The organism is Desulfitobacterium sp. (assembly GCF_035539115.1).
In the GTDB taxonomy this organism is placed as follows: Bacteria; Bacillota; Desulfitobacteriia; order Desulfitobacteriales; family Desulfitobacteriaceae; genus Desulfitobacterium_A.
In genome coordinates, this window is record NZ_DATLJA010000092.1 from 19532 (window position 1) to 35394 (window position 15863).

The 15863-nt window shown below is 41.3% G+C and carries 17 protein-coding genes; 3 read left to right on the forward strand and 14 right to left on the reverse strand.

The features are described from left to right. Nucleotides 1-20 precede the first annotated feature (20 nt). The 4 genes from VM640_RS14740 to VM640_RS14755 form a co-directional block, all read right to left on the reverse strand. Entirely contained in the window at nucleotides 21-1631 is a 1611-nt protein-coding gene (locus VM640_RS14740) for a peptide ABC transporter substrate-binding protein (RefSeq protein WP_325393537.1), read from the reverse strand. A 241-nt stretch (nucleotides 1632-1872) separates the two neighbouring features. After that, nucleotides 1873-3327 carry an aminopeptidase gene (locus VM640_RS14745; RefSeq protein ID WP_325393539.1) on the reverse strand — a complete coding sequence of 485 codons (1455 nt, stop codon included), beginning with the start codon at nucleotides 3325-3327 and terminating at the stop codon, nucleotides 1873-1875. A gap of 188 nt (nucleotides 3328-3515) precedes the next feature. Then, nucleotides 3516-4310 (reverse strand): sporulation transcription factor Spo0A, encoded by a 795-nt coding sequence (gene spo0A, locus VM640_RS14750; RefSeq protein ID WP_325393541.1) that lies wholly within the window; start codon nucleotides 4308-4310, stop codon nucleotides 3516-3518. A 293-nt stretch (nucleotides 4311-4603) separates the two neighbouring features. Then, nucleotides 4604-5107, reverse strand: a complete 504-nt coding sequence (locus VM640_RS14755; RefSeq protein WP_325393543.1) for a GNAT family N-acetyltransferase — start codon at nucleotides 5105-5107, stop codon at nucleotides 4604-4606. Nucleotides 5108-5233: 126 nt separating this feature from the next. Here VM640_RS14755 and VM640_RS14760 point away from each other — a divergent pair, with 126 nt between their 5' ends. Continuing rightward, complete coding sequence (locus VM640_RS14760) at nucleotides 5234-5422, forward strand: ferredoxin (protein WP_325393545.1); 189 nt, start codon at nucleotides 5234-5236, stop codon at nucleotides 5420-5422. A 76-nt stretch (nucleotides 5423-5498) separates the two neighbouring features. Here VM640_RS14760 and VM640_RS14765 read toward each other — a convergent pair whose 3' ends face one another. From VM640_RS14765 to VM640_RS14795, 7 genes are all read right to left on the reverse strand, one after another. After that, entirely contained in the window at nucleotides 5499-6383 is an 885-nt protein-coding gene (locus tag VM640_RS14765; protein ID WP_325393546.1) for a DUF1858 domain-containing protein, read from the reverse strand. Nucleotides 6384-6395: 12 nt separating this feature from the next. Then, nucleotides 6396-6542, reverse strand: coding sequence for a hypothetical protein (locus VM640_RS14770; protein WP_325393547.1), 147 nt, complete (start codon nucleotides 6540-6542; stop codon nucleotides 6396-6398). Nucleotides 6543-7082: 540 nt separating this feature from the next. Continuing rightward, nucleotides 7083-7547 carry a hypothetical protein gene (locus VM640_RS14775; protein ID WP_325393549.1) on the reverse strand — a complete coding sequence of 155 codons (465 nt, stop codon included), beginning with the start codon at nucleotides 7545-7547 and terminating at the stop codon, nucleotides 7083-7085. A 204-nt stretch (nucleotides 7548-7751) separates the two neighbouring features. Continuing rightward, nucleotides 7752-8102, reverse strand: coding sequence for a recombinase (locus tag VM640_RS14780; protein ID WP_325393551.1), 351 nt, complete (start codon nucleotides 8100-8102; stop codon nucleotides 7752-7754). A 165-nt stretch (nucleotides 8103-8267) separates the two neighbouring features. Next, the gene (gene pssA, locus VM640_RS14785) at nucleotides 8268-8795 is read right to left on the reverse strand and encodes a CDP-diacylglycerol--serine O-phosphatidyltransferase (RefSeq protein ID WP_325393553.1); all 528 of its coding nucleotides are present in this window, start codon (nucleotides 8793-8795) and stop codon (nucleotides 8268-8270) included. Continuing rightward, on the reverse strand, nucleotides 8788-9429 hold the full coding sequence (locus VM640_RS14790; RefSeq protein ID WP_325393555.1) for a phosphatidylserine decarboxylase family protein: 642 nt from the start codon (nucleotides 9427-9429) through the stop codon (nucleotides 8788-8790). Before VM640_RS14790 ends, pssA begins: the two co-directional genes overlap by 8 nt. Nucleotides 9430-9484: 55 nt before the next feature. After that, nucleotides 9485-12271, reverse strand: coding sequence for a helicase C-terminal domain-containing protein (locus tag VM640_RS14795; RefSeq protein ID WP_325393557.1), 2787 nt, complete (start codon nucleotides 12269-12271; stop codon nucleotides 9485-9487). A 187-nt stretch (nucleotides 12272-12458) separates the two neighbouring features. Here VM640_RS14795 and VM640_RS14800 point away from each other — a divergent pair, with 187 nt between their 5' ends. Then, entirely contained in the window at nucleotides 12459-12971 is a 513-nt protein-coding gene (locus VM640_RS14800) for a hypothetical protein (RefSeq protein ID WP_325393559.1), read from the forward strand. A gap of 494 nt (nucleotides 12972-13465) precedes the next feature. On the opposite strand, the gene VM640_RS14805 is transcribed toward VM640_RS14800, so the two are convergent. Both VM640_RS14805 and VM640_RS14810 read right to left on the reverse strand, forming a co-directional pair. Continuing rightward, nucleotides 13466-14101, reverse strand: a complete 636-nt coding sequence (locus tag VM640_RS14805) for a hypothetical protein (protein ID WP_325393561.1) — start codon at nucleotides 14099-14101, stop codon at nucleotides 13466-13468. Between the two features lie 149 nt (nucleotides 14102-14250). Further along, nucleotides 14251-14514: an antibiotic biosynthesis monooxygenase gene (locus VM640_RS14810; RefSeq protein WP_325393563.1), complete on the reverse strand. Its 264-nt coding sequence runs from the start codon at nucleotides 14512-14514 to the stop codon at nucleotides 14251-14253. 209 nt (nucleotides 14515-14723) lie between these two features. Here VM640_RS14810 and VM640_RS14815 point away from each other — a divergent pair, with 209 nt between their 5' ends. Next, nucleotides 14724-15041: a hypothetical protein gene (locus VM640_RS14815; RefSeq protein WP_325393565.1), complete on the forward strand. Its 318-nt coding sequence runs from the start codon at nucleotides 14724-14726 to the stop codon at nucleotides 15039-15041. A 247-nt stretch (nucleotides 15042-15288) separates the two neighbouring features. Here the strand turns inward: VM640_RS14815 and VM640_RS14820 are convergent, their stop codons facing one another. Next, nucleotides 15289-15843, reverse strand: a complete 555-nt coding sequence (locus VM640_RS14820; protein WP_325393567.1) for a DUF2103 domain-containing protein — start codon at nucleotides 15841-15843, stop codon at nucleotides 15289-15291. Nucleotides 15844-15863: the final 20 nt, after the last annotated feature.

The window sequence follows — 15863 nt, forward strand, 5'->3', positions numbered from 1 at the left end:
TGTGGTTTTTTGCGTAGATATTATTTTTTCTCAATTGTTACATTTTTGAAATCTACTATGCCCATCGGCGACTGCATCAGACCTTTAATATTGTCTTTTGCAACGTATTTATTAACATAGTAGTATATAGGCATAATTGGCATCTCCGCCATAAGTGTATTTTCGGCATCATGTAAAGCTTGATAACGAACTTTTGGATCTCCAGAGCTTTTCGCTGTGCTTATGGCCTTGTCATAAGCCGCATTGCTCCAACCCGTTTGATTATTTCCACCGTTTGTCACAAACATATCCATAAATGTCATCGGATCAATATAGTCGCCAAGCCAACCAGCACGGGCAACATCATACTGGAGATTTTTCTCGGACTGTTGATACACTTTCCACTCTTGTCCGGTGAGTTTGACATTCACTCCAAGGTTTTTCGACCACATATCTTGAATTGCTTGAGCAATCACGTTGTGATTACCATTCGTATTGTACAGAATGCTTACTTCAGGGAAGCCTTTACCGTCAGGGTATCCAGCTTCAGCCAAAAGTTGTTTGGCCTTGGCCAAGTCTTCTTTAATATAATCCCCTCCGACAGTGCGGAATTCTTTACCCGCTTCTGCATCTGGAATAGCACCTGGGGTATAAGCGTAGGCAGGTTGTTCACCCGCTTTTGTAATTTTCTCAACGATAGATTTTCTGTCAATAGCCATTGTTAAAGCTTGTCTCACCTTAGGATCATTAAATGGTTTTTTCGTAGTGTTGAAACGATAGTAATAAGTACCTAATTGAGGAGTAATTTTTAAAACACCTGAAGACTTTAAGCGATCTATATCTGCAACTGGAATGTTATCGGTTCCATCAAGTTGTCCTGCTTCAAAGGCAGTTAAAGCAGCTTTCGAATCTTCCACCAAGTTGAAGGTAAGCTCAGTTAGCTTAACATTCTTAGCATCCCAATAATTTGGGTTTTTAACGAGAACCATTTTGTCGTTATGGCTCCATGATTGCATCTTGAACGGACCATTACCAACAAAGGTTTCAGCTTTGGTATTCCAATCCTTTGTAGCTTTAGCTACCTTTTCATCAACCGGGAAATAAGTAGGGAAAGCTAATAGGGATTTGAAATATGGAGTAGGACTTTCAAGGGCTACTTCCAACGTCTTCTCATCAACAACCTTAATACCTACATCTTCAGCCGTAGCCTTTTTACCATTATAGGCTTCACCGTTTTTGATGTAGAAAAGTTGATAGGCATACTCGGCAGCAGCAGCCGGATCCAAAGCATGAAGCCAAGCCGCTTTAAAATCATTTGCTGTTAGAGGATCCCCGTTACTAAATTTAGTATCTTTGAGTTTAATGGTATATTTTAAGCCATCATCAGAAACCTTAATGTCATTGGCAATTGCATTTTGAGGCTGATTGTTCTTATCCAATCGAGTTAACCCTTCAAAAAGTTCCGTTTCCATGTTGGCCTCAGGTATACCGTTGGACATTTGTGGATCCAATGTCTTCGGTTCAGCTCCCGGATCCCAACTCATTTTCATGTCTTGTGCGGCTTGGTTACCACTTGTGCCACAGCCGGTCACAAGCAAACCTAAGACGAGAAGCGCCGATGTCAGGGTTGCTAACTTCTTGCTTTTAAACATTTTCTCATGTCCTCCCTTATCTACTCAATTTAAAGTTAGGTACAGTCCACATTACTATTACTGGTCTATTACTGGTCCCTACCACCTCCTTGAAGACCCTTAAGAATATTCTGGATTTAGATCCTTCCATTTTCTCATGTACATTTATCCTTCTCTAGTGTACAAGGGAAAAATAATTTTGTCTAATCAATTTTTTTGATTGATCAAGATTTACTTTTTGAACCGGAATTTTTATTTGTTTTTAATAATTTTCAACGATCTCTTCATTTTCAATCATAGGAATATCATCCACCCACAAATTAACCTGATTCATAACCATTGGCCAAATAATTGAAGCGCTGTTTTTGCCTCCGAATATTTTGTTTTCACCAAGCGCTAAATTAATACTTCCCAGTTGTTTTGTGTCATAGACCTGATACCCAATAATATCCCTAATCCACGGATTAAGACCAATCCCCAATTCCCCGAGAACGCGACGACCTTCTTCCCCCGACTCAAAGAATTCTTTCAGTTTAGCCTCATTCTTTTTTGCCGAGAAGCCAACAACTTTACCTTTAGCAAAATCAAGTCGAACTCCTTCAATCGCTTCTCCTTGGAAATGAACAAGATTGAAAAACGCCACACCTTCAACCGAATCCTCGACCGGAGCGATATAAACTTCGCCACTGGGTAAATTGATGACCGTATCCCCACTTTTAATATCGTCATCCGAGATAATTCCATCATCAATCATGGGGCGTCGTCCCGAAATCGACAATACTAAATTGGTTCCTTGTTCAGATTCAATCTTAACTGTTGTTCCCTTAGTAAGCACCTCAGCTACATACTGTGCCGAATATTCAAGTTCGTTATAATTAACATCAATCCCCTTCCAAAACATATCATGAAGTTGGAGAAAATTGGTATTCATTTCCTCTGCCAGAATTTGAGTTGGGTAGCCCAAAAATGCCCATTTCACTTTTCGTTTAAAAAGCTCGTTACGAACGTCAACCCAAGCATTTCGATAGATTTCAACCCGTTCTTGAGAAATGCCTTTCGTCAGAGAGGGTGTCACAATATGTTCAAGCATGATCATCGTGGTTACCGGCCGTAAGGTTTCGGCAAGCCGCCGAAAGTGCTTCTGCACCTCGCAGGGTTCTAATTCTCCGAGAACTTTAGATTTCATCTTCAAGGTTTCTAAGCATAATAAGGGATAAGCTCCAGCTCGCTGAATTTCAATGGCCAATGGCTCGGCCAAATCCATCTGATCAATTCCACCCATTAATCCCACGACTTCATTTGGGTTAATTCGCAAACATTCCTTGACAATTTTACGAGCTAAAGCTTCGACATCGACCTTAAGTCGATGGACTCTGCGCCAAGAAAGAATATCTTGAGTCACAAATTGTACAGATTTCGTCTCATTTTTCTCAAAGTAATCTCCTAACGATTGATCGATAAAATAATTATTGGCAATCGCCCGATAATACTTTTCGAGAATTCCACCTTTTTCTAACGTATAGTCGAGAGCAATTAGCCCATGTTTTTCTAATTCCTTGACATGATAGTGAATTTTCGACGATGACTGTTTGACTTTGTCCGCAATTTGTTTTGAAGTTAAGCTTTGTTTAATCAGCAATTGCAGAATTTCAATCCGAAGTGGGTCACAAACCGATTTTACCTTTTCTAGACTACTAAGGATACAGATATCTTTCATAAGACAATAACTACTCCCGTCTTCAAATAAATTATAATTTCTGAATTGCTATTGCAGATATCTAGTTTTTATTCGATAGCTATGACAAATATCCTCTTATCCATAAAATATTTTAGATCAATCAAATAAATAGGAGACAAGCTCCGTTACTTGCCTCCTCATAACCTGATTTATGTACTTACTAAATCTTAGCTCACTTTGCTCATGACTCTTAATTTATCTGCAAGCAGAGCGACGAACTCAGAATTTGTAGGCTTTTGACGTTCGATATTCATCGAATATCCAAAAATCCTTTTTAAGGTTTCAGTATGGCCACGTTCCCAGGCCAGTTCGATCGCATGTCGAATGCCACGTTCTACCCTACTCGGTGCTGTATCGTATTTTTTGGCAATAGCTGGGTAAAGCTCCTTCGTCACTGCACCCAGCAAAGAAACATCTTCCACAACCATAAGAATCGCATCGCGAATATACTGATATCCCTTGACATGAGCCGGGATTCCAATTTGATGCATCATCGAGGTAACTTCTGCGCTGAGATTCACACGGCTACCTGCATTTGTGACCGGGGACACTGAAGAAGGAATGGAGGCCGAGTTTAGGGATGATTCTTGCGTCAGACTCCGAATACGTTTCCCTAAAACTTCTAAGTCAAAAGGTTTAAGGATAAAATAGTCAACTCCTAACATCATCGCCTGATGGGTTAAGGATTCCTGTCCAAAGGCGGTTAACATGATGACTTTCGGTCTCGGTGCAGCGCTCCTAGCATTGATTCTTTCGAGGACACCTAACCCATCTAAATTCGGCATGACCAAATCCAGAATCACTAAGTCGGGTTCCTGTGCTTGTATCATTTCCCAAGCATCGACTCCATTATATGTTAGCCCAACAACTTGAAGATCCTCTTGAGTATGTAGATAGTCTTGTAACATTTGACATAAATTACGGTTATCATCTGCGACAACAATTTTGACCTTTTTACCCATTTTGCCATCATCCTGTCTTATTTTATTTACCGGACAATTGAATCTTTAGAGTCGTAATGTCCTTCTGCCTATCCGGTGACCTTATTATACAATATAAGGAATGTCGAAATCGCAAAAAATAAGTAAAACATCAGTCTTTGACGTAAGATGAATTTCCCTAGGGGAATACGTATTAATGGTAATTTATGTAATTACGTTTCGTCGTAAATTTATTTCATTTTAATCCATTTATTTTATAAGTGTTATTTATTTAAAGATTTAACGTGAATTAACTAGGATTAAGCAGAGAAATTTCAGAAAATCCTTTGAACCACTACCACATCGAGGATTTCTCCAAACTTTTGTCCAATTTCTCGATAGCGACCTGTTTCCTGAAATCCGAGCTTGCCAGCAAGAGCCAGACTCGCCTTATTTGTCCCCGTAATTAACCCCAACAGGGTATGATATCCCAGTTGCTGAGCGATCTGACATAGTGTCTCAAGAAGCTTTTTCCCGATCCCTAATCCTTGAAACTCTGACGCGATGTAGATTGAAAATTCTCCACTTGACTTATAAGCCGGGCGTGGGTGAAAGGGAGAGATACTGCCCCATCCCAGAATTTTTCCGTTCTTTTCCGCGACCACAAGCGGATAATAAGGGTCTTGATGGGTAAAAAACCATTGATTGGCTTTTTCTTCTGTGCGATTCACCAAATCAAAGGTTGCAACCGTGTTTTGGACTGCCCAATTGTATATTTCTGTTATCCGTTTTAAATCCAAACTATCAGCTTTACGAATTAGAACACTTAAATCCTGCATACTTTCTCTAATCCCCTTTGTCTACATAAGTACTCACCTTTATCCTACCATATTTATTGTGCTAGGTATAATCTTTCCTGGCACGGATAGAATAAGAGTTGATTATAAATTAAGGAGGTTCACTTAATGAATGCTTCAGTGGATAAAGATACCTGTATTGGATGTGGAGCATGTCCCTCGGTTTGTCCAGAGGTCTTTAAAATGGAGGATGACGGATTAGCGACCGCTTATGTAAACCCTGTCCCCAGTGAAATCGAAGCTTCGGCACAAGAAGCAGCAGATGGCTGTCCAGTCGACGCTATTCATATCGAATAATTTTTTTAATATTAATAATAAATAGAGCAAGTGGAAAGATCCACCTGCTCTATTTGTCACTCTATGGATAATTGTATTAGGTACTTAGGGCTTGATTTACTTTTTCACGCAGATCCTCAAGACCAATACGATCGATAAGTCGTCCTAATCTTTCATTTTGTTTTGCTGTTTCCTTGTAATAACCAACCACAGCATCCACAGCTGGGAGTAACTGATCCGGTTGGAGATTTTCAAGTAAAAGATTGGCTAGACGCGGTTTTACCCCACCATTACCGCCAACATACAAATGGTATCCCTTGCTCGTACCCATTAATCCAAGGTCAACATTCGCCGAATCTGTACATTTATTTGGACAACCTGCCACTCCAATTTTAAATTTAGAGGGCAAGGCCATTCCATGATAACGTTTATCCAACTCTGTCCCAATTCCTAAAGTCTCCTGCAGCCCACGCTTACAGAAGTCCGACCCTGGACAAACTTTGACACTGCGCACGCAAAGCCCTACAGCATGACCGGGGGCCATACCCAAATCCTCCCAAACTTTAGGTATATCCTCAGCTTTTAACCCTACAATGGCGATTCTTTGGGCTGAGGTAACCTTGATTACAGGAGCATTGTATTTTTCCGCTGCATCCGCAATTTTACGTAAAACATCTGGCGTTACGACACCAGCCGGGATATGAGGTGCAATAGCATACGTTTGCTTATCTGCTTGCAAAATTGCTCCTACCGGCTGCGCATTTGCTGCAGCTTGGGCCGACATTTCGCCTTGTTCCACTGTATTAATCTTCTCGAGAAGTTTTTCTGGATCTAGGTTATGCATCTGGGCAGCATTTTGGAGACTTTCGTTGACGGAAAACGGACAACCGAGACAATGTAGTCCCATTTCCTGCATCGCATCCACTGTTTTGGGATTTGCTGCCATAATATCTTTAAGTTTCATATCTAAAGTAAAGTTCATCAGTAACACCTCTCAACCATGAATAAGCATTGGCAGACAATGCGTACAGACATGTTTTTCTTCACCTTGGTATACATAGGTCAGTACCGGGGTGAGTTCACTCGTTGTTCCGCAGTGTTCACACTCTAATTCAAGATTCTCTTTCTTTGCTTCAGCCATATTAGGATACCCCCTTATCAAATTCTAGCTAAGTGTAGCATACTTTATCTATCAGGGTTGTGACCTGTAACACATCACAGTGTGTTTTTTAGAACACTTCTACCCTGAGCAGTGCAAAGACCTGTGTTCATTGTGAGCTAATCTCGATGCAAATATACACAAGGTAAAGAAAACTTGGCTTGCGCCAAGCCTCTGGCGCAGGCGGAAGCCTTAGTTGCACTTATGCTATCTGCCAAAAATTTATACTTTCTTACGAAAATGGACTACATTTTCATACATCCCTGTGAATCGGCAGGTTCATGGAAGTTTCTGTTAGTATAAAGAAAACCCGGCTTTCGCCGAGCTTTGCGATAAAGAAGACTTGGCCAAGCGCCAAAGAGCTGGCCTTAGTCGCCTTATCCTGCCGGACTTAACGACTTGCATCGTAGGATAAAGAAAGCCGCTGGTTGCACTTATCCTATCTGCCCCCAAATTTATACTTTCTGTTGGTACAAAAAAAAACGCGCACCTGCGCGTTTTGCTTACTTAGAACAAAATTATTCAGAATTTGACTGCCAGAGACTGAGACGTAATTTTGGTAATTTGGGAGATCTTCCACCCTTCGGGAGTGGATCGAGTTTCGATCGCATAGGTTGATGACAGTTTTTCATGCAGAGGAGAATCCCAGGAAATAGAGATCATCATGTTGTCTTGTGGCGATGAAGAATTTAGGAATTCAAGTTTCTTCATTGAAATAAATGGGTTCTTTTTGACAAGGTCCTTCAAACTCTCAACCTCATGTTTTCCCAGTGGCGTCATTTCTCGGCTTAACAGAAACTGATCGGCCAACTCCAATTGTCGGTTATCCAGGCAATTCCAAAACCGCTGAACCGCGACGCGTGGAGAATCCGCGAATTGGGGTTGGGCCATCGCACTAACCACTGCCTGGGGAGTCTTCCAAGCAATCATGACCACTAAACAACTCATAATAATCATTAAGAACCAGAGATATCGACTATGACGCATACTCACCCTCCTTGCTTGTCTTTATTATATTTATAGGAGGGAAAGTTAATTTCATGACATCTCATAAGTAAAAAATCTAAAACTCAATTGAAAACTTTGCGCAGGAAATTTAAAACGAACTCGGGTAGCCTTACATAATAAACTTTCATTGAGCTCACCTCTTTTCTCCTCCTAGTTTATGCTGAAGAAGGAAGCAATGAGTTACTATATAATTTGGTAATTGTTAACTGCTTCTTCAAGTTGGGCAACCAATTGCCTTTCTTCTTCTGTGCTCGCTGTAAAATAGAGACGACCAATAATTGAACTAATAATCTTCAAAACATCTTCAACCACAAGTACTTCCTTTAGCGCAAGCTGAGCGCTCGTTTCGATTAATGCAATTCCGAATTGATGCCCTACCCCGTCTTTCATCATTTTGGTACACGTTTTACCCAATAGCCGCATGACTAAGGATGCTTCCTGCGCATCCAACTGACGGATCGCATCAATCGTCGTTGTTAAACCCTGAACCATCCGTAACCCTACGTTTGTCCAATTGACTTGTTGATTATCCATTAAACAATCCCCCTAAGCTTGCAACTCCTTTGTGCCATACTATATGCCCCGAGGGATAAAGGGGTGAAAAAAGTTGTAGTGAGATATAACAAGCCCCGTACCTTGTTATGATACGGAGCTTGTAATGTCTAAAGAGACTTCACTTATTTTAGTTATTATTTCTTATTATTTCCCTAACTTAGGGACTTTGAACGTAGACACCATTAGAACGGCTAGAATTGCCAAGCAAATAGGGTAAACAAGCCAAGGCAGCATACCCCGAAAAATGAGGATTAAGCCCATAAAGCCTCCAGCAAATGTGATAGGCACACCCACAAAATAAGTATGAATATCAAGCACATTGAATCGGGCTAGGCGAACAGCTCCACATAAGACAAAGAGTGCCGCAAGAAGAATTCCCCAGTATCCAAGTTGGTCTTGCAATACGGCGCGATAGGTTAAGATAGCAGGTGCAACTCCAAACGAAACAAGATCACTTAAGGAATCCAATTCCATACCAAAATCCGAGCTTACGGAAAGTTTTCGGGCTACCTTTCCGTCCATGCTATCCATCAATGCGGAAAGAATGATTAACCCTGCTGCCAGCTTGAATCCACCATCCATGGTTAAAACCAAAGCCAAAAAACCAAAAAAGAGATTGGCTAGAGTAAATATACTTGGAATTACCCGGATATTAATGGAGTTATTATTCATCAGAAATCACTCTCCCAACAATGGTCTCTCCGCCACGAACTTTATCCCCTGCACTTACAATAACCTCTACATCCGGTGGAAGAAAGATTTCTGTACAAGAACCAAACTTGATCAGACCAAACCGTTCACCCTTTGTTAACATATCTCCATCTTTAACCCAGCAGACAATCCGTCGGGCCACGAATCCTGTAACCTGAGTCACTAAAATACGCAGATGTTCGTTTTCGATGCCAATAAAGTTCTTCTCATTAAGTTCTGAGGCATGACTTTTAAAAGCGGGAAGCATTTTTCCTTCCCGATAGGAACGATAAATAACTTTTCCGTCTATGGGCGACCGATTAACGTGGACATTAAAAAGGCTCAGAAAAATACGAATTCGAATGCTCTCACCCTTAAAAAGGCGTTCTTCGAAAACGCGTTCAACATCCATAACGACACCATCCGCTGGGGAAACTAAGGTCAAGGCGTCGTCAGGAATTTTTCGTTCTGGATTTCTGAAAAAATATAAAACAAATAAGAGCAATACCCCCGGTAAGATTGCTAATCCTGGCCAAAGCCAATAGGCAAGAATCGTTATCAGAGCGAGGACTGCAATATATAACCACCCATCACGCGAAACGGGATACTGTTTCACCTAAAATATGACCTCCCTCTCTCCAATTTCCTCTAGTTTATCACCTTTCTTAAATTTATAAAAGCTCTTCGTTGGGATATTCAGCTTCAGCCCACTGCTCGATTCTCGTCAGAATCTGTTCGTGTCCCTCGCGAACATGGGTGTGAAGCGGCAAAGAACCGAGAAAGACCTTGCCATATCTCTTCTCCATCACTCGCGCATCTAAGAGAATAACAAATCCCCGATCCGTCTTCGAACGGATGAGACGTCCAAAACCTTGTTTAAACCGCAAAACCGCTTCAGGTAATAAAAAGTCTTGAAATGAATTTTTCCCTTTTTGCTCTAAATATTCAGACCGTGCAGCAATCAGTGGCATACTTGGAGCCCAAAAGGGGAGTTTAAGCAAAATAACGCAAGATAATCCATCACCCGGGATATCGATTCCTTCCCAAAAACTATTAGCCCCGAGCAAAATTGCCTTGGGATTCTCGAGAAATTCAGCAAGAATCGAAGCTCTGCTCCTATTTTTTCCTTGTGCTAACACCTCAATTCCTGTAGGTTCTAGCAAACTCTTTAAGGGTTCTTCAACTTGCCGTAATAATTGATGAGACGTAAATAAAACTAAAGTTCGTCCTTTCATCCGGACACCAACATCGCCTATAAATTGCGTCACTGCATCTATTTTAAATAATCCTGGATCTCGGGTATTCATTAAATCTTTGACAATCAAGAATTGCATTTGCAGATCATAATTAAATGGAGAATGAACATCTAAGGCAACAGTCTTAGGGGGCAGACCCACCTCTGTGAGATAATGGTCAAAGGAACCTTCTATACTGATGGTCGCCGAGGTTAATATCGCAGCATCTAGCTGATTAAAAAGTTTTTCGCGAAGAAGATCACTCACTTCAACTGGCGAAGTTTTGAGATATACTCTCTGTCCATTGATCTCCAACCAACTGACACGCGCAGGATCATCAATTTGCAAAAGAAGTTCGAAACACTGTTGAAGAAGTTCGATCGCTCGAATTCGAGCCGTTATCTCATAGCCAAGCTCAGTTAATTCATCGATTTCTAAACCATTTAGCGATTGTAACATTGAATTGAGGACTTGTTTAAGTCTTTTCAACCGGCCAGTCATATTTTCGATCTGGGTGGCGAAATAAATCCACCAGGCTTCCTGCCGAGATTGTGGCGTTAAACGTATAGACTGACCAAGTCCGAGAATTTGCCTCAGCGAGGGGAAAAGTTCTTCTGATTGTTCCAAAATTGAGTCACAATCATCAGGTAATTCTAACCAGCTCACTTGAAAACTCTCCCAGACATCCCTGGGCATGATCTGATTCCAAAATCCCTGTTTCGATTTTATCCCCCCATAAAGGCTTGACCCTATAGGACGATAAACTTGCTCCAAGGCCCTATTCAACTGTTCCTGGCTCACATCTTGTCCGAGTTGTTCCAAGGCAGCTTGATGAAGATGGTGAGCTTCATCGATAACTAGTTCGTGATATTCGGGAAGAACATTATGATCTGCTTTGACATCAGCGAGTAATAAGGAGTGATTGACGACCACAACATCTGCTTCTTCAGCCTTTCGCCGTGCTCTCAGCATAAAACAATTCCCTGATTCCGGGCATTTCTGGGGAACACAACTTTCATTCTCCGCGTTGATATAAGACCAGACCCGGGAAACACCATAAACCTGAGCAATTTCCTGCCAATCTCCAGTTTGGGTTTCACTTAACCAAACCAAAATACTGGCTAAAACAATGCGTTCCCGATCTGTCAATTCTGAAGGATAGGTTTGGAGAGTTAACCATTTTTTCAAACAAAGATAATTGCTTTTTCCTTTGAGCAAAGCTCCACGAAATCCGAATGGCAAAATATCCGTTAAAACGGGTAAATCCTTTTGATAAAGTTGCTCCTGCAAAGGAATGGTATGGGTAGCTACGACGACTTTCTTACCTGTTTTCCGAGCCCACCACAAAGCGGGAATCAGATAGGCATAAGATTTACCTATCCCAGTGCCTGCTTCAACAACGAGATGATGTGAAGATTGTAAAGCCTCTGAGACAGCCTGAGCCATCTGGATCTGACCATGGCGGCTCTCATAACTGAGGAGCTTATTTTCCAATAGACCTTTAGGCGCAAAACAGGATTGAATCCAATCTCCTGAATCGGGAACACCCTCTAAAGTAGGCTCTTGAAAAAAAAGTCCCTCTCCCTCCAAAGCTAAACCGTTACGAATCGACCGACTCGGAAATTTTCTACTGATTTCTTGTTCCAGCGCTTTGAATAGGCTTTGCTCACTGAGCCCTTCTAAAAGAGGAAGAGCTCGTGCATAAAAGCCGAGATCAAATTCCATTCCCTTCTGCCAACATTCCTCCAGCAGCTTCCAGGAAGCCCAAGCATCCGTTTGGGCCCGATGCAACGATTCTGTTATTGGCAAATTAAGTTTCTTCACTAATTCAGAGAGCCGATAATGGTGCATGCTTGGGAAGAAGATTTGGGCAAGTTTCCAGGTATCCCAAACCGTTTGGCGAAATTTTGTACCTAGCTGGCATTCCAAAAAATCAAGATCAAAACGAACATTATGTCCAACAAGGATAGCTCCGTGTAAAAATTGAAGAATTTCTTCCCTATAATCCTGCAAACTTAATCCCTGTTGCAGCTCAAGTTCAGAAATCCCTGTTAATTTCAATAGTTTGGTTGGCACCGCATGTAAGGGCTTAATTAAGAAGTGTTGAAGGACAGGATCTTTGCCATCTTCAATACACCAGGCTGCATATTCAATGATTTCATCCTGTTCCGTGTTTAATCCGGTTGTTTCCAGATCTAAAACGACAATTTTTCCCGTGTACATATCCCTGCCCCTTTCTCCCTGTCATTGTACACAGTTTCCCTTGCCGAATCAACGGAAGAGTCACTTCTGTCCTGAAGAATAAGCAAGATATAAGTAAGAAATAATTACAGAAAGAGGAATTAGCTTAAATATCGCGAACTAGTATACTTGTGCGTATACATACTTCTAAGGAAGAAGGTTAACTCCTTTGAGTCGTAACCCTAAAATCTATCGTTGGTTTGCTCTTTTGTTGCTACTTCTCCTTCTTATTCCAGGCTGTGCGAGCAAATCCGGATTAACCCAAGATGATAATTACTCAATTACCGTTATCTCTCCCAATGGTCAAACGCAAAATATTCCCGTTCGACTGAGCTGGAATTCGAATATGGTCGTCGTGCAAAAGCTCCTCATGGAAGCTACCTTTATCATCAGTGATTTACAGACCAAAGAAAACCCGCTTGATGAATCTAACCTTGCTGATAAAAGTACCATATTACTCAAGGCTCAATTTTCCCAGAGCCGCGTTTTTCATTTAACCATCGACGAGCACGTTCAAGATCTAAAGCTTAACTCCATCAAAATTGAAGTGGCAGGTCTTCATCCAGGACGCGTTATTCTAAATGAAGACATGATTTTACAAGGGATACCTGATCCGAACTTAAAGCCTGCCTTTGATGAATTTATAAACATGCTTCGCACCTCAACCTCAGAGAGCTTCTAGCTTATAAAGATAAAGAAAACTTGGCTTGCGCCAAGCCTCTGGCGTAGGCGGAAGCCTTAGTTGCACTTATGCTATCTGCCCCAAATTTATACTTTCTGTTAGTATAAAGAAAACCCGGCTTTCGCCGAGCTTTAGCGATAAAGAAAACTTGGCTAGTACCAAGCCCTAGCGAAGGTGCTAGCCCTAGCGAAGGTGCTAGCCCTAGTTGCCTTATCCTGCCGGACATAAATACATGCATCGTAGGATAAAGAAAACTTGGCTTGTGCCAAGCAAAGCGAAGGCAGAAGCCCTAGTTGCACTTATCCTGCCGGACTTAACCACTTGCATCGTAGGATAACGAAAGCCGCTGGTTGCACTTAGAGTTTATCTGCCCAAAACTTATACTTTCTGTTAGTACAAAAAAGCAAACCAAAAAGATCAATAAAGTCAGCTGGAATTAAAACTCCAGCTGACTTTATTGATATGCCCATTTATGACCCCCAAAGCAGAGGTGTTTAGTTCAGTGAAGACTCCTTTAAGGGACTAGGATAATGCGAACAATAACGGTTAAACCCGAATACATAGGCGGCCAGCTTTTCAAGTCGAAGATGTTTCCAATCTTGAAGCTCAAGAACCTCACCAAAACGATTTTTCGCGATTCCATCACTACTGATCCAACCTGGGAGCCCCTGTTCTGACAACCGCAATTCCCAAATAATCTTTCCTTCGGAATTTTCCAGCGTAATAATCTGTAGCCCACATCTTGCGTGATAGATTTCAACCAATTTGGTCAGTAAACCATAGATTTCATAATCTATGGTTGGGTTTACTACAGGCAAGGCAAGATAGTCATGGATCTCAGCCGCAATCTCAGGCGCCCTCTTTCCTGAAGCATAATACTGTAACAAAGGGACATTTAAGGATTTATAATTTAGATATCCTGAGCGTAAGTTGATAGTCAGGGGCTCTTCTAAAGAATCGAAAATCACATCTAAGGTATTATGATTCATACTTATTGTCCCGGCATGGTTTCTAATAAGATGATACGCGACTTGATAGGCAAGAATATGTGCCGAAACCTCGTTCTCCTCCCGAAATGTACGGGAACTGCATTCCTTTACGGGGTTATAGAGTGACAATGCAAATCTCATTTTGAATACACCCCCCACTATATCACTTTTATTTGCTCCTATTATATACGATGTCACTACTACTAATCTATATAAATATTTATAATTTTCAAAAAATTTTTTATAGGTCATTTCCCTCTGTTTTAATAATAAGAATACTTCCATTTATTTTAGTATTTTTCTTCCACTACTTCAAACATTTGTGGCGTCGCCTGCTTAAAAGCTTTATTTTCCCCGACTTTATCGGTCCAGTTTGCAAAAGCATTCCTGTTTTCCCACTTCGAAAAAAGTAAAATATCATCAGTATTGATTTGTTGGTTAATGGATGCAAATTTAAATCCCTCAACACCTTCGACGTTCTTTAACCCCGAGCGGATATCTGCCAAAACTCGGTCCTGATCAGTACCATGAAACGTGTGAACGACTGAAAGCATGCTTGACCCCCCCCTTGTCCATCTGTAGTATGTTTCCTTTATTTTATCCCGACATTTCATCTTCCATACTCTTTTAGAAGTAACCACTTGAAATTATTGAGCATAAGCTAGAGTGAGCAGATCTTAACCTGAAAGAGATCGTCTTTTATTTCTCTGCATGCTATACTAGATATAGAAAAACTCACGAGCATGACAAAAGGAGGATCGTGATGAAGCTGATTTACAATCGAACGGACTTTCCAAGTGGCCGTTCGCATATCCTCATGCGTGATGTTGACTCACCTAGTCCGGAACTTGTCCATTTTGTTCTGGTGCTAACCAACAAAGGAACGCTCTGGGTCGATGTTTTTTGGCCTTATGATGAAGAATCTGAACGGTATACCCGACGCATCTCTGAACAACAATACTGGCAAACCTTCCGTGAATGGCGCCTCAATGGGGTTAAGCTCGGTAATAGTGAACGGGTAGCTGAGAACTTAGCACGTAAACAACTTTCCCTTAAAAACCAGAGAATGGCGGATGCTTAAAGCTGAGCTTCCCTAATAACAGCTACTTAGATTAGCAATAATATTTGCATCGTCGAAGAAAGACATAAGCCAATCATAATACCCCATCGAGTAGACGACTTAAAGAGTCTATTCGATAGGGTATTTTTTATACTAACAGAAACTTCCATGAACCTGCCGATTCACAGGGAGGTATGAAAATGTAGTCCATTTTCGTAAGAAAGTATAAATGTTTGGCAGATAGCATAAGTGCAACCAACGGTTTTCTTTATTGGCGCTGACGTTTTGAGGAAGACCCCAGGTCTTTTTGTAAAGCGCGTAACGCCTGTCGGGTATCAAAATTAAGAAGCTGTTCCAGGTTCGGTGGATCGGGGTTACCTAAATTTATCTTTTTTTCTGGGTGTCTTCGGCGACGATTTTTGGAGGACTTCGAAGTTTTACCTGAATAATCCTGGCTGATGTTTAACTGCTTCATTTTAGTTGCCGATGCTTTAAGCCCACTTTGGGCATGATGACCTGGTTTCTTTTGTTCGACCTTTTCGGTAGTTGAAGGGAAATGACGCTCGACCCACTCCCGGACGATCTCCGGGTTCTTCGTAACGACAAAGGCTTCTTGAATTGAGCCATTGCTTTTTAGAAGCAATTTACATCCGGTCTGAGTTGGATATTTATAGACGATGCCACGTTCTGGAGAGCCACTCACCTCAATCACACCAGGAATAATGTCAGTTACTTCAAAACACTGCCCTAATTCCTCTAACCAATTGAGTGCATCTTGGATGATTCCATGTTCTCTTTTCACTTTATTACGTCGATATTTCATCTTACTCACCCTCAATGCTT

Coding starts and splice junctions, on each gene's coding strand:
- VM640_RS14740 (WP_325393537.1), bottom strand. CDS start 1,631: ATGTTTAAAAGCAAGAAGTTAGCAACCCTGACATCGGCGCTTCTCGTC.
- VM640_RS14745 (WP_325393539.1), bottom strand. CDS start 3,327: ATGAAAGATATCTGTATCCTTAGTAGTCTAGAAAAGGTAAAATCGGTT.
- spo0A (WP_325393541.1), bottom strand. CDS start 4,310: ATGGGTAAAAAGGTCAAAATTGTTGTCGCAGATGATAACCGTAATTTA.
- VM640_RS14755 (WP_325393543.1), bottom strand. CDS start 5,107: ATGCAGGATTTAAGTGTTCTAATTCGTAAAGCTGATAGTTTGGATTTA.
- VM640_RS14760 (WP_325393545.1), top strand. CDS start 5,234: ATGAATGCTTCAGTGGATAAAGATACCTGTATTGGATGTGGAGCATGT.
- VM640_RS14765 (WP_325393546.1), bottom strand. CDS start 6,383: ATGAACTTTACTTTAGATATGAAACTTAAAGATATTATGGCAGCAAAT.
- VM640_RS14770 (WP_325393547.1), bottom strand. CDS start 6,542: ATGGCTGAAGCAAAGAAAGAGAATCTTGAATTAGAGTGTGAACACTGC.
- VM640_RS14775 (WP_325393549.1), bottom strand. CDS start 7,547: ATGCGTCATAGTCGATATCTCTGGTTCTTAATGATTATTATGAGTTGT.
- VM640_RS14780 (WP_325393551.1), bottom strand. CDS start 8,102: ATGGATAATCAACAAGTCAATTGGACAAACGTAGGGTTACGGATGGTT.
- pssA (WP_325393553.1), bottom strand. CDS start 8,795: ATGAATAATAACTCCATTAATATCCGGGTAATTCCAAGTATATTTACT.
- VM640_RS14795 (WP_325393557.1), bottom strand. CDS start 12,271: ATGTACACGGGAAAAATTGTCGTTTTAGATCTGGAAACAACCGGATTA.
- VM640_RS14805 (WP_325393561.1), bottom strand. CDS start 14,101: ATGAGATTTGCATTGTCACTCTATAACCCCGTAAAGGAATGCAGTTCC.
- VM640_RS14810 (WP_325393563.1), bottom strand. CDS start 14,514: ATGCTTTCAGTCGTTCACACGTTTCATGGTACTGATCAGGACCGAGTT.
- VM640_RS14815 (WP_325393565.1), top strand. CDS start 14,724: ATGAAGCTGATTTACAATCGAACGGACTTTCCAAGTGGCCGTTCGCAT.
- VM640_RS14820 (WP_325393567.1), bottom strand. CDS start 15,843: ATGAAATATCGACGTAATAAAGTGAAAAGAGAACATGGAATCATCCAA.